21 protein-coding genes and 2 pseudogenes are annotated in these 17,725 nt (G+C 67.9%); 18 read left to right on the plus strand and 5 right to left on the minus strand.

The genetic code is table 11. From position 1 onward, the window contains the following. Positions 1 to 49: 49 nt before the first annotated feature. From VFW69_RS15080 to VFW69_RS15090, 3 genes and pseudogenes are all read right to left on the minus strand, one after another. The gene (locus VFW69_RS15080) at positions 50 to 319 is read right to left on the minus strand and encodes an Rv2628 protein family (protein ID WP_526502312.1); all 270 of its coding nucleotides are present in this window, start codon (positions 317 to 319) and stop codon (positions 50 to 52) included. A 178-nt stretch (positions 320 to 497) separates the two neighbouring features. After that, positions 498 to 708, minus strand: a pseudogene (locus VFW69_RS15085) (hypothetical protein). 165 nt (positions 709 to 873) lie between these two features. After that, a pseudogene (locus VFW69_RS15090) lies at positions 874 to 1,092 on the minus strand (SAM-dependent methyltransferase); the annotation flags it as partial. A 356-nt stretch (positions 1,093 to 1,448) separates the two neighbouring features. Here VFW69_RS15090 and fdxA point away from each other — a divergent pair. The 5 genes from fdxA to VFW69_RS15115 all read left to right on the plus strand — a co-directional run bounded on the left by fdxA (position 1,449) and on the right by VFW69_RS15115 (position 4,286). Beyond that, positions 1,449 to 1,805, plus strand: a complete 357-nt coding sequence (gene fdxA, locus VFW69_RS15095) for a ferredoxin (RefSeq protein ID WP_065026742.1) — start codon at positions 1,449 to 1,451, stop codon at positions 1,803 to 1,805. A gap of 96 nt (positions 1,806 to 1,901) precedes the next feature. Then, positions 1,902 to 2,522, plus strand: coding sequence for a helix-turn-helix transcriptional regulator (locus VFW69_RS15100; RefSeq protein WP_526502386.1), 621 nt, complete (start codon positions 1,902 to 1,904; stop codon positions 2,520 to 2,522). Next, positions 2,519 to 2,944 carry a hypothetical protein gene (locus VFW69_RS15105; protein WP_526502313.1) on the plus strand — a complete coding sequence of 142 codons (426 nt, stop codon included), beginning with the start codon at positions 2,519 to 2,521 and terminating at the stop codon, positions 2,942 to 2,944. Before VFW69_RS15100 ends, VFW69_RS15105 begins: the two co-directional genes overlap by 4 nt. Before the next feature lie 49 nt (positions 2,945 to 2,993). After that, positions 2,994 to 3,338, plus strand: coding sequence for a cupin domain-containing protein (locus tag VFW69_RS15110; RefSeq protein ID WP_526502314.1), 345 nt, complete (start codon positions 2,994 to 2,996; stop codon positions 3,336 to 3,338). Positions 3,339 to 3,344: 6 nt separating this feature from the next. Continuing rightward, positions 3,345 to 4,286, plus strand: a complete 942-nt coding sequence (locus tag VFW69_RS15115; protein WP_526502315.1) for an NAD(P)H-dependent flavin oxidoreductase — start codon at positions 3,345 to 3,347, stop codon at positions 4,284 to 4,286. A gap of 26 nt (positions 4,287 to 4,312) precedes the next feature. Here the strand turns inward: VFW69_RS15115 and VFW69_RS15120 are convergent, their stop codons facing one another. Then, complete coding sequence (locus tag VFW69_RS15120; protein WP_526502316.1) at positions 4,313 to 5,032, minus strand: helix-turn-helix transcriptional regulator; 720 nt, start codon at positions 5,030 to 5,032, stop codon at positions 4,313 to 4,315. A gap of 91 nt (positions 5,033 to 5,123) precedes the next feature. On the opposite strand from VFW69_RS15120, the gene VFW69_RS15125 reads away from it, so the two are divergent. After that, positions 5,124 to 5,579 (plus strand): Rv2617c family stress response/phage resistance protein, encoded by a 456-nt coding sequence (locus VFW69_RS15125; protein ID WP_526502317.1) that lies wholly within the window; start codon positions 5,124 to 5,126, stop codon positions 5,577 to 5,579. A 3-nt stretch (positions 5,580 to 5,582) separates the two neighbouring features. Here the strand turns inward: VFW69_RS15125 and VFW69_RS15130 are convergent, their stop codons facing one another. After that, the gene (locus VFW69_RS15130; protein ID WP_526502318.1) at positions 5,583 to 6,083 is read right to left on the minus strand and encodes a DUF1990 domain-containing protein; all 501 of its coding nucleotides are present in this window, start codon (positions 6,081 to 6,083) and stop codon (positions 5,583 to 5,585) included. Between the two features lie 22 nt (positions 6,084 to 6,105). Here VFW69_RS15130 and VFW69_RS15135 point away from each other — a divergent pair, with 22 nt between their 5' ends. The 12 genes from VFW69_RS15135 (at position 6,106) to VFW69_RS15190 (ending at position 17,672) form a co-directional block, all read left to right on the plus strand. Beyond that, positions 6,106 to 7,017, plus strand: a complete 912-nt coding sequence (locus VFW69_RS15135; RefSeq protein WP_526502319.1) for an aldo/keto reductase — start codon at positions 6,106 to 6,108, stop codon at positions 7,015 to 7,017. A 45-nt stretch (positions 7,018 to 7,062) separates the two neighbouring features. After that, positions 7,063 to 7,689, plus strand: a complete 627-nt coding sequence (locus VFW69_RS15140; RefSeq protein ID WP_526502320.1) for a PaaI family thioesterase — start codon at positions 7,063 to 7,065, stop codon at positions 7,687 to 7,689. A gap of 86 nt (positions 7,690 to 7,775) precedes the next feature. Then, positions 7,776 to 9,896, plus strand: coding sequence for a threonine--tRNA ligase (gene thrS / locus VFW69_RS15145; protein WP_526502321.1), 2,121 nt, complete (start codon positions 7,776 to 7,778; stop codon positions 9,894 to 9,896). Further along, positions 9,889 to 10,461: an ATP adenylyltransferase gene (locus VFW69_RS15150; protein WP_526502322.1), complete on the plus strand. Its 573-nt coding sequence runs from the start codon at positions 9,889 to 9,891 to the stop codon at positions 10,459 to 10,461. The genes thrS and VFW69_RS15150 overlap by 8 nt, the downstream gene beginning before the upstream one ends. Continuing rightward, positions 10,458 to 11,096, plus strand: coding sequence for a phosphatidylinositol phosphate synthase (pgsA, locus tag VFW69_RS15155; protein WP_526502323.1), 639 nt, complete (start codon positions 10,458 to 10,460; stop codon positions 11,094 to 11,096). The genes VFW69_RS15150 and pgsA overlap by 4 nt, the downstream gene beginning before the upstream one ends. A 44-nt stretch (positions 11,097 to 11,140) precedes the next feature. After that, on the plus strand, positions 11,141 to 12,079 hold the full coding sequence (locus VFW69_RS15160; RefSeq protein ID WP_526502387.1) for a phosphatidylinositol mannoside acyltransferase: 939 nt from the start codon (positions 11,141 to 11,143) through the stop codon (positions 12,077 to 12,079). Then, entirely contained in the window at positions 12,079 to 13,203 is a 1,125-nt protein-coding gene (locus VFW69_RS15165; RefSeq protein ID WP_526502324.1) for a glycosyltransferase family 4 protein, read from the plus strand. The genes VFW69_RS15160 and VFW69_RS15165 overlap by 1 nt, the downstream gene beginning before the upstream one ends. Continuing rightward, a complete protein-coding gene (locus VFW69_RS15170) occupies positions 13,203 to 14,237 on the plus strand; it encodes an NUDIX hydrolase (RefSeq protein ID WP_526502325.1) in 1,035 nt (344 codons plus the stop codon). Before VFW69_RS15165 ends, VFW69_RS15170 begins: the two co-directional genes overlap by 1 nt. Positions 14,238 to 14,306: 69 nt before the next feature. After that, a complete protein-coding gene (gene pdxS, locus VFW69_RS15175) occupies positions 14,307 to 15,218 on the plus strand; it encodes a pyridoxal 5'-phosphate synthase lyase subunit PdxS (RefSeq protein ID WP_526502326.1) in 912 nt (303 codons plus the stop codon). Positions 15,219 to 15,227: 9 nt separating this feature from the next. After that, positions 15,228 to 16,073: an acyl-CoA thioesterase II gene (tesB, locus tag VFW69_RS15180; RefSeq protein ID WP_526502327.1), complete on the plus strand. Its 846-nt coding sequence runs from the start codon at positions 15,228 to 15,230 to the stop codon at positions 16,071 to 16,073. Beyond that, positions 16,070 to 16,660, plus strand: a complete 591-nt coding sequence (gene pdxT / locus VFW69_RS15185) for a pyridoxal 5'-phosphate synthase glutaminase subunit PdxT (RefSeq protein WP_526502328.1) — start codon at positions 16,070 to 16,072, stop codon at positions 16,658 to 16,660. Before tesB ends, pdxT begins: the two co-directional genes overlap by 4 nt. 256 nt (positions 16,661 to 16,916) lie before the next feature. Continuing rightward, on the plus strand, positions 16,917 to 17,672 hold the full coding sequence (locus tag VFW69_RS15190) for a YebC/PmpR family DNA-binding transcriptional regulator (protein ID WP_526502329.1): 756 nt from the start codon (positions 16,917 to 16,919) through the stop codon (positions 17,670 to 17,672). Positions 17,673 to 17,725: the final 53 nt, after the last annotated feature.

A 17,725-nucleotide genomic window follows, 5' to 3' on the forward strand; every position in this document is an offset into this window, starting at 1 on the left:
CAGCGATAATGTCGATTAAGAACGAAGCTTTGCTCCGACGACGACTTCGTTAGTCGGCCACCGCGATCTCGATGGACAAGCACTCGCCCAGCGCGTGGGCGGCGGCCCAGTCGCCGCCACAGACGGCGCGCTCGAGTTCGTCGACCAGCGGGCTGTCGGCGGCACCCAGGTCGGCCAGCCACGCCGCCACCGTCGCCGTGATCTGGTGTGCGGGTACGCGAGCCATATGCCCTTTGTGGAGGCGGTCGGTCAACTGGTAGATCGTGGCCGTCGGCCTGCTGCGCTGCGGCCAATGAACCGTCCATTTCGGTGAATTCATCGTCCCCTCCCCGCTAGCCTCAACGACTCATCCGGCCCTGGCGGCGCGTTCAACTCTAGGACGCAATAGTACGTCTGTACCAATGCGTTGGCCGGTATTTCCCCCGCGAGAAATGCCGTTTCTTTGAGGTCTTTGGTCATCCGATCGCCTACCTGGTCCTATGGAACAAGCGGCCCGATCAATGCCGCGCCGGCGTGGCGCGGCCGCGTGGCCATGATGCGTTCCAAGACGTTGTGGGACAGGTCGCCGTCGTTGGCCACGCGGGCGAGACCGCGCCGCCGCAGGAACATGTCGAGCCGTCGATCCGGTGACCAATCGGCGTAGATGGATCCGAGGTAGTGCGACTGCAGAAAATCCGACGCCAACGCATCGAGGTCGGACTCCGTCAACAACGGTGGGGTTGCACCCATAACCGGCAAGCTCCTTCGTTCTCCCCGCGACTGCCGCAGCCAAGTTTTGCCAGGGGGCGTAACTAAACCGTCACGCAGAGATTGCGGAACGGGCCCAATGTCGGCGGCGGTGCAAAGGCGAAGGTCAAAGCGTCGCAGTGGTTGTCAGGTGGTGTCCGATGCCGCCGGTTTGTGGGCGATGATGGCGACGGCGGCCAGCTGCTTGCGATGTTTGTGGAACGTGCGGCGCATGGTCAGGACCCGCTTGCGGGCGTCGCGGTGCACGAGCACGTTCCCGGCGAATCGCAGCGCACCGAAGAACCCTTCGTCGGACACAAGCCGGCGCGGTTGCAGCAGCGCCATGGGCGCGGTCGCGACCTGATCCGGCAACCGCGTCGTCGGCGCGGCTCGACGACGGTAGCGGCAGTTCGGAACCTGCTCGGTGTCCTGGCATCAGATTTCCTGCCGCACAGAGCTTTCCAGCGGCTCTAGGGCCAGCTCGAGATGTCCGTGGCGCACCGGGGGTGGGGTGTCGGTGAGTTTGGTGATCCGGATCCGCCATACGGTGGGGCCTTCGTCGAGATACTTCCAGTCGTAGTCGCCTGGGTACTAGGCCTCGAATTCGTCGTGCGGGTGCTTGTCCGGCTTGCGCAGCCGGCGTACGTCAAGTTCGTTGGCGGCCATCGGTTCTCCGACCTTCCCTCTAGTTTTCACAAGTGGTATTGTGTAAACTCTAGCGCATGACCTACGTGATCGGGAAGCCGTGCATCGATGTGATGGACCGCGCGTGCGTCGACGAATGCCCGGTCGATTGCATCTACGAAGGCGGCCGGGCGCTTTACATTCATCCCGACGAATGTGTCGATTGCGGCGCGTGTGAACCGGTTTGTCCGGTGGAAGCGATTTACTACGAAGATGACCTGCCTGAGGACCTCAAACCCTACTTGGCCGACAATGAGGCATTCTTCGCTGAAACGCTCCCGGGTCGCGACGCCCCGTTGGGGTCCCCGGGTGGGGCGGGCAAGGTCGGTCCGCTCGGTGTCGACACACCTCTGGTGGCGGGCCAACCCAGTGCCACCCATTCAGACGGGGCGTGAAGGACAACGAGCGGGAGGGGCCCTGTGAAATCCGAGAATTCCCAGAAGTCTCAGGACTCGTCGACCGGGGAATCGGCCGGCCGGCGCCGCGCCGTGATGCGGTTGCTACGGGCCGCGCCCGATCCGATGAGCATCGCCGGAATCGCCGACGTGCTGGGCGTGCACCCCAACACCGTCCGCTTCCACCTCGACAGCCTGGTCGCTGACGGCCAGGTGGAACATGTCGAGCTGGATCGGAAGGGGCCGGGGCGCCCGCCGCTGATGTTCCGCGCGGTCCGGCAGATGGATCGCGGCGGAACGCGGCACTACCGGCTGCTGGCCGAGATCCTGGCCATGGCCTTCGCCACGGAGCGCGATCCCGGGCCCAAAGCCCTGGCCGCGGGCCGCGCCTGGGGGCAGAAGATGGATGCCGAATTGCACCCGCTGCCCAAGGACGCCGACAGCGCCGAAGAGGCCATCGCCCACCTGATCGATGTGCTCGACGAACTCGGCTTCGCCCCCGAGCGCCGGGTCAGCGACGGAGAGCAGCAGGTCGGCTTGCGGCACTGCCCCTTTCTGGAATTGGCCGAAAACTCCTCGAGTCTTGTCTGTCCGGTGCATTTAGGCCTCATGCAAGGAGCCATGGAGACCTGGGGAGCGCCCGTCTCGGTGGACCGGCTCGACCCGTTCGTCGAGCCGGACCTGTGCCTGGCTCACCTGACACTGGCGGCCAAATGAGCACCGGCACAGCGATTGCCGTTGCACTGACCTTCATCTGGCTCGGCATGGTGCTGGCCATCTCCTTCCTGGAAGCCCCATTGAAATTCCGGGCCCCAGACGTGACGTTGCAGATCGGGCTCGGCATCGGGCGGCTGGTCTTTCGCGCGCTCAACACCGTCGAGGTGGCTTTCGCCCTCGTCATCGGGGCCATCGTGGTTTCCGGTCCGGCCCGGGCCGGCGTCGCGGTGGCGATCGCCATCGCGGTGGCCGCACTGGCCATCCAGCTGGTCGCGGTGCGTCCCGCGCTGACCCGTCGTGCCGACAAGGTGCTCGCGGGGTCGGATGGACCGCGCTCGCGCGCGCACTACGCCTACGTCGGGCTGGAGACGGTCAAAGTCATCGGCCTGATCGTGGCGGGGATACTGCTACTGAGCGGTTAACAGCCACCCTCAGGGCCCGTGCGGGCCTTGCAACTTCGAAGGACCCACTATGGATTCCATCTCGCTGACCGACCTCTCGTCCGAAAAGATCGCCGAGGCCAAGCAATCGCACAGCGGACGGGCCGCCCACACCATTCACGGCGGTCACACCCACGAGCTCCGCCAGACCGTGCTGGCGCTGCTGGCCGGTCACGATCTGTCCGAACACGACAGCCCCGGTGAGGCGACGCTGCAGGTGCTGCAGGGCCACGTGCGCCTGACGACCGGCGGCGACGCCTGGGACGGCAAGGCCGGTCAATACGTCGCGATTCCCGCCGAACGGCACGCCCTGCACGCGGTCGAGGACTCCGTGGTCCTGCTGACCGTGCTGAAGACCCTTCCCTCGGCGCACTAGCCGCCGATGTTGTCGACGCCCTGGTCTACGAGTTTCGGTCTGCGGGTCCCCATCCTCAATGCGCCGATGGGCGGGGTCGCCGGCGGCCGCCTGGCCGCGGCGGTCACGGCGGCCGGTGGTCTCGGCATGGTCGGCATGGGCAGCGTCGCGACCAGGGAGCTACTCGCCGAGCAGCTACAGCACGTCGACGGGCGGTTCGGCATCGGCATGGTCGACTGGGTGATGCGCAACGAGTCCGGACTGCTCGAAGACGCGCTGGCCGCACGACCCGCCCTGTTGTCGGTCAGCTTCGGCACCGAATGGTCGTGGATCGCCAAGGCTCATGACGCCGGAATCCCCACCGTCACACAGGTTTACGACAGCACCGGGGCGCGGCGAGCCGTCGACGCGGGCGTCGACATCCTGGTCGCGCGCGGGTCCGAGGGCGGCGGGCACGGCGAGGACAAGCTGGGGCTGTTGCCGCTGCTGGACGCCGTTTTGGACGCCGTCTCGGTGCCGGTGCTGGCCGGCGGCGGGGTCGCCTCGGCGCGCAGCCTGGCCGCGGTACTGGCCGCCGGGGCCAGCGGAGCGTGGGTGGGCACCCGATTGTCGGCATGTCCGGAAGCGCTGACCGGCGACACCGGCCGTCGGGCCCTGGTCACGGCTACCGAGACCGACACCGCCGTCACCCGGGTCTTCGACGTCGCCAAGGGGCTGCCCTGGCCGGCGCGGTTCCCGTCGCGGGTGTTGGCCAACGACTTCGTCGAGCACTGGACCGGTCACGAGGAGGCGCTGGACGCGGGGGCCTGCGACGAGCTGGCCGCCGCGATCGCCGCCGGCGACTGCCGCATCGCGCCCGTCGATGCCGGTCAGGGCGTCGGGATGATCCACAACGACGCATCGGTGGCCGACGTCATCGACGAGATGTGCACGGGCGCCGTGGAATTGCTGTCCCGCTGGGAGACGTAGGCCCGCTGGCGTGACGCTCGACGACCCTACTGGCCGCCGGCTGTGAGCACGACGCAACACCGGTCCCGGCCGGGGCAGAGTCGGGCGTCGGGACTGTGCGGTGCGAGCGCATCGGCGACACCGGTGATCAGCGCGTGGTTCATGTTGCAGGCCAGTTCCGTCTGCTCCTGTGCCAGCGCGTGGAACGGGCAGTTGGCGAGCTCGACCTCACCGTCGGAGAAACGCGGCTCGTAGCCGTATCGGCGCAGCACCCGGACCGCGCGCTGCAGCGCGGCGGCGGCATCTTTCGGGGGCGCATGGGGCGTAGGCCCCAAAAACTCGGTGGCGCCGATCTCGTGGCCGTAGTCGCGGGCGACCCGGTTCAGGATCTCGGCAACCGGCTCTCCGGTACCGGCCGAGCGCGCGATGGCCGCCGCCATCAAGCGCCCGGCCAACTCGTACTCCCGCTGGGGAAGGCTGACCGCGATATCACGGCGCGCTCTGCGATACAGCTTGGAGGTACGTCCGGCGCCGGGGCCGGAGCGGCCCGTCAGGCGCGCGTAATCGGACTCCAGCAGGCCCTCGGCGGTGAGCCGATCCAGGTGGAACTTGGCCTGGTGGTGGGCAATTCCGACGGCGTCGGCCGCCTGGTCACGGCTCACCCATCCCGACTGGGCGCACACGAACTGGTAGAGCTGTCGGCGCACGGGATCGGCGAGCGCGCCGATGCCGGCGGCGTCGCGCTCTAATGCGTCCGCGTCGTCCATTCGACCGCCGTTTCTAACAGACAAAATGCTTGACGCTACAGTCTACCCAATCTAACGTTCAAATTATTATCCGTTAGAAATGGAGGCAGCCATGAGCACCAAACAAGTCACCGCAACTCCCGCCCTGGCCGATCGGCTGAGGGATCCGGCCTACTCGGCGTACTTCGCGCTGCGCACCGTGTTCACCATCGCGCCCATCGTTTTCGGGCTGGACAAGTTCTTCAACCTGCTCACCCACCCGCATCACTGGAGCATGTATCTGGCCGGATGGATCAATGATCTGGTGCCCGGGACGGCCGACCAGTGCATGTACCTGGTGGGCATCATCGAGATCGTGGCGGGGGTGCTGGTGGCGGTGGCCCCGCGGTTGGGCGCCTGGGTGGTCGCGGCATGGCTGGTCGGCATCATCATCGACCTGGTCACCGGGCCCGGCTTCTACGACGTCGCGCTGCGCGACTTCGGATTGCTCGTCGGCGCCGTGGCGCTGGCCCGGCTGGCGCAGGGCGTGCACAGCGGCACCGTCGGAGTCGGCGTCGCGGCGCGGTAGCGGTCACACCGCGCGCAGGTAGCGCCTGGCGATGAGGCGCTGGCCCACCTTCACCACCGGCCCGCCGGCCTTGCTCCACCAGGTCGCGGGCCGGGAGAAGGCCGACACCTCCGCGTACACCGCCGAGGTGACCGGGTCGCGGCGCACCACGAAGCGTTCCTCGCCGGACTCCGGATGGCCCGGCAGGGTGCCGTAGCCGAAGCCACGGATGTCGGGCTCGTCGACGACGTAGACGACGCGACAAGGGGCCGGCAGAAAGCCCATCTTCACCACCACCACCGCGTCGACGACGGCGATCTCGGAGCTGGCCTGCACCCGCAGCCCGGATCCGCGCTGCATGCCCCAACGCATGACGGCGGCCGCGGCTTGCTCGAAACGCTGCTGGCCCGTGCCGATTTGGCGCTCGGCATGTTGATGGTCGTATCCGGCGGGCAGTTCGCCGGAAGCCGTCGCCCCCACCTCGGCGTAGGTCAGGGGGAGTTCCTCGAGCGCTCGCAGGTCCACGCGCCCAGCTTGCCACGCCGAGATGCACCGCCGCATTCGGCGCGTACGGTCTGTAGGTGTGACCGCAGAAAACGCGAAAACTGTTGCAGGGGCGTCCGGACCATTCACCTTCGGTGGCGACCTGACCGTCAACCGGCTCGGCTTCGGCGCCATGCGCCTGACGGCAAAGGGCGTGTGGGGCCCGCCCGACGACCGCGACGAATGCGTCCGGGTGCTGCGGCGGGCCGTCGAACTGGGAGTGAACTTCATCGACACCGCCGACTCCTACGGCCCCTACGTGTCCGAGAAGATCATTCGCGAGGCGCTGCATCCCTACGACGGTCTGGTGATCGCGACCAAGGCCGGGCTGCTGCGCACCGGCCCGGATGTCTGGATTCCCTTGGGCAATCCGAGCTACCTGCGTCAGGAGTGCGAGATGAGTTTGCGTCGGCTTGGCGTGGACACCATCGATCTGTTCCAGCTGCACCGCATCGATTCGAACTTCCCGCTCGAGGATCAGGTGGGCGAGCTGCTCGGCCTGAAGAACGAAGGCAAGATCCGCCACATCGGCCTGTCCGAAATCGACGTCGACCAGCTGAACGCCGCCCTGCGTGTCACCGAGATCGTGTCGGTGCAGAACATGTACAACCTGACGTCCCGCGCCGCCGATCCGCTGCTGGACGCCGCAACCAAACAGGGCATCGGGTTCATCCCGTGGTTCCCGTTGGCCGCCGGGCCGCTGGCCGCTCCCGACGGCCCGCTGCAGCGGATCGCCGCCGACCACGACGCTTCGCCCTCACAGTTGGCGTTGGCGTGGTTGCTGAAACGCTCGCCGGTGATGGTGCCGATCCCCGGTACGTCCAAGGTTGCGCACCTGGAGGAGAACGTTGCCGCGGCTCAGATCGAGCTGTCCGACGACGAGTTCGAAACGTTGTCGGCCGCCGGGGCGCAGTAGCCGGTCTGACCACCGCGCGAAAGCCCGTCCGCCGGGCAATACGGTGTGGTGGTGGCCGAACACCAGCGACACCCCGGCGGCGGATTCAACCCGCCGGAGCCGACGACCAAGGGCGGCCCCGACTACGGCAGGTTCATCGACGCCGTGCGCTCGTTGCAGGACCACGCCCGGGCCGCCGACGCGCCCGACGAGGTGATCACCGAGGCAGCTGACCTGCTGGAGAAGGTGTCGGTGCTGCTGGCGCCGTTCGACGCCGACGAATGGGCGTCGCCGTCGGGCCGGCGGATGGACCTGCCGATGCGCGGCAACATCCTGACGATCCCGATGTCGGCACACAAAGGCGAGGACGGCCGGATCCATGGCCAGGCCCGTTTCGCCCGGTTCCATCTGGGCCGCAATGGCGCCGTGCACGGCGGTGCGCTGGGCATGCTGTTCGACTCCATCCTCGGGTTGTCGGCCTCGGTGCTTACCGGCAACCCGCGACAGCGCACCGCGTATCTCAAGATCGACTACCGCCACATCGTTCCGGTGGAAACGGAACTGCAGTTCGACGCGGGCATCGACCGGGTGGACGGACGCAAGATCTTCGTGTCGGGCCGGTTGACCGACGGCGATCAGGTGCTGACCGAAGCCGACGCGCTGTTCGTGCGGCTCAAACCTGGTCAGCCCTGAGCGCGGTCGGCCCCGATAGCATGGCTACGACCAATCACGATCGCGCAGCCATGCCTGTTCAACCCACCCCTTGGAGACCCAGCCCGATGAGCGCCGCCCCACAGCCCACCCCGGGAGCCAATGGCGGCGACCCGCAGCGCCCGGCCCCGCCGGGCTCGCGATCGCCGCAAGCCCCGATCCGGGTGCCCGCTGGGACTACCGCGGCCGCCGCGGTCGGGGAGGCCGGGCTGCCGAGGCGGGGCACGCCGGACGCCGTCGTGGTGGTGCGCGACGATTCGGGAAAGCTGCGCGACCTGAGTTGGACGCCCGACGGCGACGCCGACGTCGTCCCCGTGGCCGCCAACACCGACGAGGGCCGCAGCGTCATCCGGCATTCGGCCGCACACGTGTTGGCCCAGGCCGTCCAGGAGCTGTTCCCCCAAGCCAAGCTGGGCATCGGCCCGCCCATCACCGATGGCTTCTACTACGACTTCGACGTGGCGGAGCCGTTCACGCCCGAAGACCTGGCGGCGCTGGAAAAGCGGATGCGCCAGATCGTCAAAGAGGGCCAGCTGTTCGAGCGGCGCGTGTATGAGTCCAAAGAGCAGGCGCGCACCGAACTGGCCAACGAGCCGTACAAGCTCGAACTCGTCGACGACAAGTCCGTCGGGACCGAGCACATGGCCGAAATAATGGAGGTCGGCGGCGACGAGCTCACGGCCTACGACAACCTCAATCCCCGCACCCGACAACGGGTCTGGGGCGACCTGTGCCGCGGGCCGCACATCCCGACCACCAAGCACATCCCGGCGTTCAAGCTCACCCGCAGCTCGGCCGCCTACTGGCGCGGCGACCAGAGCAACGCCAGCCTGCAACGCATCTACGGCACCGCCTGGGAGTCGCAGGAGGCGCTGGATGCCTACCTTAAGCTGATCGAGGAGGCGCAGCGCCGCGACCATCGCAAGCTGGGCAGCGAGCTGGACCTGTTCAGCTTCCCTGACGAAATCGGTTCCGGCCTAGCGGTTTTCCATCCCAAGGGCGGCGTCATCCGTCGCGAGCTGGAGGAGTACTCGCGGCGCAAGCACATCGAGGCCGGGTACGAGTTCGTCAACACCCCGCACATCACCAAGGAGCAGCTGTACATCACGTCGGGCCACCTCGAGTGGTACGCCGACGGCATGTACCCGCCGATGCACCTCGACGCGGAGTTCAACGCGGACGGGACGGTGCGCAAGCCCGGGCAGGACTACTACCTCAAGCCGATGAACTGCCCGATGCACCACCTGATCTATCGGTCACGCGGTCGCTCGTATCGCGAGCTTCCGTTGCGGCTCTTCGAGTTCGGCAGCGTGTACCGCTACGAGAAGTCGGGCGTGGTGCATGGGCTGACCCGGGTGCGCGGCATGACTCAGGACGACGCCCACATCTACTGCACGCGAGAGCAGATGCGCGACGAGCTGACCTCGCTGCTGCGCTTCGTGCTCGATCTGCTGGCCGACTACGGGCTCGACGACTTCTACCTGGAGCTGTCCACGAAGGACCCGGAGAAGTACTCGGGCTCCGACGAGGTGTGGGACGAGGCCACCGAAGTCCTGCGGGAGGTCGCCGAGGCTTCCGGGTTGCACTTCGTCCCCGACCCCGGCGGCGCGGCGTTCTACGGGCCGAAGATCTCGGTGCAGGTCAAGGACGCGTTGGGCCGCAGCTGGCAGATGTCGACCATTCAGCTCGACTTCAACATGCCGGACCGATTCGAGCTGGAATACACCGCGTCCGACGGGTCGCGGCAGCGGCCGGTGCTGATTCACCGAGCGCTCTTCGGGTCGATCGAACGGTTCTTCGGCATCCTCACCGAGCACTACGCGGGGGCGTTCCCGGCGTGGCTGGCGCCGGTGCAGGCGGTGGGCATCCCGGTCGCCGACGAGCACGTCGAGTATCTGGAAAGCATTGCCGCACAGCTGAAGTCGCACGGAGTGCGGGTCGAGGTCGATGCCAGTGATGACCGGATGGCCAAAAAGATCGTCCACCACACCGCCCAGCGGGTGCCGTTCATGTTGCTGGCCGGTGACCGCGACGTGCAGGCCGGCGCGGTCAGCTTCCGCTTCGGTGACCGCACGCAGATCAACGGCGTGCCCCGCGACAGTGCGGTCGATGCGATCGTGAAATGGATCGCCGACCGCGAGAATGCCACGCCCACAAGAGAACTGGTGAAGGTAGCCGGCGGTGAGTGAGCACGACAACGCCGACCGTGCCGACGACACCATCTTGGACAGGGGTGTCGGCGAGCAAGACCACCTGCAGCGGTTGTGGACGCCGTACCGGATGACCTACCTGGCCGAAGCACCGACGAAGCGCGACAACGGCAAAACCGAGCAGCCGTTCACCGACATTCCACACCTCGCCGACGAAGACGGTTTGGTGGTCGCCCGCGGGGAGCTGGTGTACGCCGTGCTCAACCTCTACCCCTACAACCCCGGACACCTGATGGTGGTGCCCTACCGGCGCGTCTCTGAGCTCGAGGACCTGACCGACCCGGAAAGCGCGGAGCTGATGTCCTTCGTTCAGAAGGCAATTCGCGTCATCAAGAACGTCTCGCGGCCGCACGGTTTCAACGTCGGCCTGAACCTGGGGACATCGGCCGGCGGGTCGCTGGCCGAACACCTGCACGTGCACGTGGTGCCACGCTGGGGCGGCGACGCGAACTTCATCACCATCGTCGGCGGGGCGAAGGTGATCCCGCAATTGCTGCGCGAGACGCGCCAGCTGCTGGCCACGGAGTGGACGAAACAACCATGAGCAAGGTGCCGTTCCTGTCGCGGGCGGCGTTCGCGCGACTGACCACTCCGACCGCCAGGGCATGCCTGCGGCTCGGATTGACCCCCGACGTCGTCACGATCTTGGGCACCATCGTCGCGGTAGCCGGAGCGCTGACCCTGTTCCCGATGGGCAAGTTGTTCGCCGGCGCGCTCGTCGTCTCGTTCTTCGTCCTCTTCGACATGCTCGACGGGGCGATGGCCCGGGAACGCGGCGGCACCCGGTTCGGCGCGGTGCTGGACGCCACCTGCGACCGGGTCAGCGACGGCGCCGTGTTCTGCGGGCTGCTGTGGTGGATCGTCTTCGGCCTGCACGACAAGCTGCTGGCGGTCGCCACGCTGATCTGCCTGGTCAGCTCGCAGGTGATCTCCTACATCAAGGCCCGCGCCGAAGCCAGCGGGCTGCGCGGCGACGGCGGCCTGATCGAACGGCCGGAACGACTGATCATCGTGCTCCTTGGCGCATTCGTGTCCGACTTTCCGTTCATCGCGTGGCGGCCCGCACTGCCGGTCGCGATGTGGGTGCTGGCGGTGGCCAGCCTGGTCACCTGCGCGCAGCGGTTGCACGCGGTGCGCACCTCCCCGGGCGCGACCGACCGGCTGGTGAACGAGCCGTGATTCCCACTCCGCCAGGCATGAAAATGATTGGGGCACAACCCCGCATGGCCCGCCAGCTGGCCAGCCGCATGGTGGGCCGTGTCGCGGGCGGCGTGAGCGCCGACTGGGCGTACGCGTCGGGCTGGATGGCCGTGCGCGCGATGCCCGAGTTCGTCGCGCGCAACGCCTTTGAGGCCGGGGCGCGTTACGCCGCGCGCGGGGGCGGCCCCGACCAGCTGCGCAAGAACCTGGCCCGCGTCTTGCGCGTGCCGCCCGAGGACGTGCCGGACTCGCTGATGCGGGCATCGCTGGCCTCCTACGCCCGTTACTGGCGCGAGGCGTTCCGCCTGCCGGGCATGGACCTGGGCGTGCTGGGCCGCGAGCTGCACGACTCCGTCCTGGGGCGAGACAATATCGAGGCGGCGCTGTCCAGCGGCCGCGGCGCAGTGATCGCGTTGCCGCACAGCGGCAACTGGGACATGGCCGGGGTATGGCTGGCCCAGACGCACGGCACATTCACCACCGTCGCCGAGCGCCTCAAGCCTGAATCGCTGTACCGCCGCTTCATTGCCTACCGCGAACACTTGGGCTTCGAGGTGGTGCCCCTGTCCGGGGGAGAACGGCCACCGTTCGACGTGTTGTGCGATCGGCTGCGGGACAACCGGGTGGTGTGCCTGATGGCCGAGCGTGACCTCACCCGCACCGGTGTGCAGGTCGACTTCTTCGGCGAGCCCACGCGGCTGCCCGCCGGGCCGGCGAAGCTCGCGATCGCGACCGGGGCGGCCCTGCTGCCGGCGCACTGCTGGTTCCAGGACCGGGGCTGGGGCGTCTGGATACAGCCGCCCCTGGATTGCACCAGCGGCGACGTCGGCGCCATCACCCAGGCGATGGCCGATCAGTTCGAGAAGAACATCGCCGCCCGTCCCGAGGACTGGCACATGATGCAGCCGCAGTGGCTGGCCGACCTCCCCGAAGCCAAGCAGGCCCGGCTGAAGGAAACCTGATGCGGATCGGGATGGTCTGTCCCTACTCGTTCGACGTTCCGGGCGGGGTCCAGTCGCACGTCCTGCAGCTGGCCGAGGTGATGCGCGCCCGCGGGCATGACGTCAGCGTGCTCGCGCCGTCCTCGCCGCATGCCGCGCTTCCCGACTACGTCGTCTCGGCGGGCAAGGCGGTCCCGATTCCCTACAACGGGTCGGTGGCCCGGCTGCGGTTCGGGCCGGCCACCCACCGCAAAGTGAAAAAGTGGCTCGCCGAAGGCGATTTCGACGTGCTGCACCTGCACGAGCCCAACGCGCCGAGCCTGTCCATGTTGGCCCTCAACATCGCCGAGGGTCCGATCGTCGCCACGTTTCACACATCCACCACCAAATCGCTGACGCTGACGGTGTTCCAGGGCATCCTGCGCCCGATGCACGAGAAGATCGTCGGCCGGATCGCGGTCTCCGATCTGGCCCGGCGCTGGCAGATGGAGGCGCTGGGCACCGACGCGGTGGAGATCCCCAACGGCGTCGACGTCGCCTCGTTCGCCTCAGCCCCGCACCTGGACGGCTATCCGCGCTCCGGCAAGACGGTGCTGTTTCTGGGCCGCTACGACGAGCCGCGTAAAGGCATGTCGGTGCTGCTCAATGCGCTGCCAGGGTTGGTCGAGCGTTTTCCCGACGTGCAGCTACTCGTCGTCGGGCGCGGCGACGAGGACCAATTGCGCGACCAGGCAGGCGAATTGGTGGACCACGTCCGTTTGCTCGGCCAGGTCGACGACGCCGGGAAGGCGTCGGCCATGCGCAGCGCCGACGTGTACTGCGCGCCCAACCTCGGCGGTGAGAGTTTCGGCATCGTCCTGGTCGAGGCGCTGGCCGCCGGCACCCCGGTGGCGGCGAGCGATCTGGACGCGTTCCGTCGCGTGCTGGCCGGCGGTGACGTGGGATGCCTGGTGCCCGTCGGCGACGGCGACGCGCTTGCCGCCGCGTTGATCGCGGTGCTGGAGGATGATGTGCTGCGGGAACGTTATGTGACGGCCGGTTCGGCAGCTGTCCAGCGCTACGACTGGTCGGTGGTGGCCAGCCAGATCATGCGGGTTTACGAGACGGTCGCCGCGTCAGGCGCCAAGGTTGAGGTGGCCAGTTGATGACATGGCTGATTGTCGCCATCGCGGTGTTCGTCGCGGTGCTGGCGGTCTTCGGCGCCTGGGCTTTTAGGACGGCCAACCGGCTGGACCGGCTGCACGTCCGCTACGACCTGTCGTGGCAGGCGCTCGACGGTGCACTGGCTCGGCGCGCGGTGGTGTCGCGCGCCGTCGCCATCGACGCCTACGGCGGTGCGTCCGAAGGGCGGCGGCTGGCGGCGCTGGCCGACGCCGCCGAGGGGGCGCCGCGGCCCGCGCGGGAACACGCCGAGAACGAGCTGTCGGCCGCGCTGGCCGTCGTCGATCCGGCATCGCTGCCGGCCGGTCTGATCGCCGAGCTGGCCGATGCCGAGGCCCGGGTGGTGCTGGCCCGTCGCTTCCACAACGATGCGGTCCGGGACACCCTGGCCCTGGCCGAACGGCCCCTGGTGCGGCTGTTCCACCTCGGCGGGACCGCCGCGCAGCCCAGCTATTTCGAGATCGTCGAACGGCCGCACGCGCTGGCCCACGGCGCCCTGGGCTTTGAAGGCGTCCTCAACCACCGCACCTCGGCGCGCATCGTGCTGCTCGACGACACCGGCGCCGTGCTGCTGCTGTGCGGGTCCGATCCCGCGCTCGCTGCCCGCCACGCGCCGAAGTGGTGGTTCACCGTGGGCGGCGAAGTGCAGCAAGGGGAGCGGCTGGCCGAGGCCGCCGCGCGGGAGCTGGCCGAAGAAACCGGTCTGCGGATCCCGCCGGCCGAGATGGTCGGGCCGGTGTGGCGGCGCGACGAGGTCTTCGAGTTCAACGGCTCGCTGATCGACAGCGAGGAGTTCTACTTCGTCTACCGCACCCACCGCTTCGAGCCGTCGCGCACCGGACGAACCGAGCTGGAACGCAGCTACATCCACGGCCATCGCTGGTGTGACGCTGCTGACATCGCTGCCCTGGTCGCGGCGGGGGAGACGGTGTATCCCATGCAACTATCCGGACTGCTCACCGACGCGGCCGCGCTCGCCGGCGGGCGCACCCCCGGGCCGCTGCTTTCCATCCGCTGACTCCGTCGGTCAACGCGGGCCAAAGCGCCTCATTAGACTGGGTCGACAACGGTTGAAGGAGATCAAGCAGTGAATACCGCCCACCCACCGAACGGCAACGGGCGAACCGGAACGGCGCGCGTTAAACGCGGCATGGCCGAGATGCTCAAGGGCGGCGTCATCATGGATGTCGTCACCCCCGAGCAGGCCAAGATCGCCGAGGCCGCCGGCGCCGTCGCCGTCATGGCGCTGGAGCGGGTGCCCGCCGACATCCGCGCTCAGGGCGGAGTGTCGCGGATGAGCGACCCCGACATGATCGAGGGCATCATCGCCGCGGTGACCATCCCGGTGATGGCCAAGGCCCGCATCGGCCATTTCGTCGAGGCACAGATCCTGCAGAGCCTCGGCGTGGACTACGTCGACGAGTCCGAGGTACTCACCCCCGCCGACTACACCCATCACATCGACAAGTGGAAGTTCACCGTGCCGTTCGTGTGCGGGGCGACCAACCTCGGTGAGGCGCTGCGCCGCATCAGCGAGGGCGCGGCCATGATCCGCTCCAAGGGCGAAGCCGGCACCGGTGACGTCTCCAATGCGACCACGCACATGCGGGCGATCGGTGGCGAGATCCGCCGCCTGACGTCGTTGTCGGAAGACGAGTTGTACGTTGCCGCAAAGGAATTGCAGGCGCCCTACGACCTCGTCGTCGAGGTCGCCCGGGCCGGCAAGCTGCCGGTCACGCTGTTCACCGCGGGCGGCATCGCCACCCCGGCCGATGCGGCGATGATGATGCAGCTCGGCGCCGAGGGCGTATTCGTGGGCTCGGGCATCTTCAAGTCCGGCGATCCCGCTGCGCGCGCGGCCGCGATCGTCAAGGCCACCACCTTTTGCGACGACCCCGACGTGCTGGCCAAGGTGTCGCGCGGGCTGGGCGAGGCGATGGTCGGCATCAACGTCGAGCAGATCGCGGAGCCCCATCGGCTGGCCCAACGCGGCTGGTAAAAACAGTCCGTGGCGATCGAAGAGATCCTTGATCTCGAACAACTCGAGGTCAACATCTACCGTGGCAGCGTCTTCAGCCCAGAGTCGGGATTCCTGCAGCGCACCTTCGGGGGCCATGTAGCCGGCCAGTCGCTGGTGTCGGCGGTGCGCACCGTCGACCCGCAGTATCAGGTGCACTCGCTGCACGGGTATTTTCTGCGGCCCGGGGACGCCATGGAGCGCACGGTTTTCATCGTCGAGCGCTCCCGCGACGGCGGCTCTTTCGCCACCCGGCGGGTGAACGCCATCCAGCACGGGGAAATCATCTTCAGCATGGGCGCCTCCTTCCATACCGATCAGGAAGGCATTAATCACCAGGACCCCATGCCGGCCGCGCCGCCGCCGGACGGCCTGCCGGGGCTGGACTCGATCAAGGTCTTCGATGACGCCGGGTTCAAGCAGTTCGAGGAGTGGGACGTCTGCATCGTGCCGCGCGAGCGCCTGCAGCTGTTGCCGGGCAAGGTCTCCCAGCAGCAGGTGTGGTTCCGCCACCGTGATCCGTTGCCGGACGATCCGGTGCTGCACATCTGCGCGCTGGCCTACATGAGCGACCTGACGCTGCTGGGGTCGGCGCAGGTCACCCATCTCGACGTGCGGGAGCACCTACAGGTGGCGTCGTTGGATCATGCGATGTGGTTCATGCGGGCGTTCCGGGCCGACGAGTGGCTGCTGTACGACCAGAGTTCGCCGTCGGCCAGCGGCGGCCGTTCGCTGTGCCAGGGCAAGATCTTCACGCAGTCCGGCGAGATGGTCGCGGCTGTCATGCAGGAGGGGCTGACCCGCTTCAAGCGCGGGTACCAGCCGACCAACCAGTGAGCGCGCCGCGGATCGGAGTCCTGGCGCTGCAGGGCGACACTCGCGAGCATCTGGCGGCCCTGCGCGAGGCGGGAGCCGAGTCGATGCCGGTGCGCCGGCGCAGCGAGCTGGAGACGGTGGACGGGCTGGTCATCCCCGGTGGGGAATCGACCACGATGAGCCATCTGCTTCTTGATCTCGGGCTGCTGGAGCCGTTGCGGGGCCTGTTGGCCGACGGGCTGCCCGCCTACGGTGCGTGCGCCGGGATGATTCTGCTGGCCAGCGAGATCCTCGACGCCGGCGCGGGCGGGCGCGAGGCGCTGCCGCTGCGCGCGATCGATATGACGGTACGGCGCAACGCTTTTGGGCGGCAGGTCGATTCGTTTGAAGGCGACATCCCGTTCGCGGGGCTGAGCGATCCGGTGCGCGCGGTATTCATCCGTGCCCCCTGGGTCGAGCGCGCCGGTGACGACGTCGAGGCGCTGGCCAGCGCGGCCGGCCACGTCGTCGCGGTGAAGCAAGGCCGCAAGCTGGCCACGGCGTTTCACCCCGAGATGACCGGCGACCGGCGCATCCACCACCTGTTCGTCGACCTCGTCACCGGCTGACGATCCGGCCAGTTTGCACACCGTGGCGTCGAGTGTGCATCGTGGGCTTTCAGTGTGCATCCAGGGCGACGATTTCCTGGAATTCCCGCCGTCAGCGCACAGCCGAAACTGTCAGTCACGCGGAACGTACAGATCCCCGCCGTGCTGTGACTCCTGGGGCCGCTGAGGCGACAGGCAGTGGCCGGGCAGCCCACCCCGATCGCCCACGTAGACTCGTCTGGCCACAAAAACAAGAGGACTTTCAGATAGGACAGCGATGAGCGGCCATTCCAAGTGGGCCACCACCAAGCACCAGAAGGCCGTCAAAGATGCGCGCCGTGGCAAGGAATTTGCCCGGCTGATCAAGAACATTGAGGTCGCCGCCCGTACCGGCGGTGGTGACCCGGGGGGCAACCCGACGCTCTACGACGCCATCCAGAAGGCGAAGAAGACGTCGGTGCCCAACGACAACATCGAGCGCGCCCGCAAGCGAGGCGCGGGCGAGGAAGCCGGCGGCGCCGAATACCAGACCATCATGTACGAGGGTTACGGGCCCAACGGCGTGGCGGTGCTGATCGAGTGCCTCACCGACAACCGCAACCGCGCGGCCGGCGAGGTCCGGGTGGCGGTGACCCGCAACGGCGGCAACATGGCCGATCCCGGATCGGTGTCCTACCTGTTCACCCGCAAGGGCGTCGTCATGCTGGAAAAGGACGGGCTCACCGAAGACGATGTGCTGACCGCCGTGCTGGATGCCGGCGCCGAGGACGTCAACGACCTCGGGGAGAGCTTCGAGGTCATCTCCGAACCGACCGACCTCGTGGCGGTGCGTACCGCGCTGCAAGACGCCGGCATCGACTACGAATCGGCCGAGGCCAGCTTCCAGCCGTCCGTCAGCGTGCCGGTCGACGTCGACGGCGCGCGGAAGGTATTCAAGCTGGTTGACGCGCTGGAGGACAGCGACGACGTGCAGAACGTCTGGACCAACGTCGACCTGTCCGACGAGGTGCTCGCCGCCCTCGACGAGGAGTAGCCGACACCGTCGGCGTTAGTCGTCGATCGCAAGCGCGGCGGCCAGCGCCGGGC

It is taken from the genome of Mycobacterium sp. (assembly GCF_036273375.1).
Taxonomy (GTDB): domain Bacteria; phylum Actinomycetota; class Actinomycetes; order Mycobacteriales; family Mycobacteriaceae; genus Mycobacterium.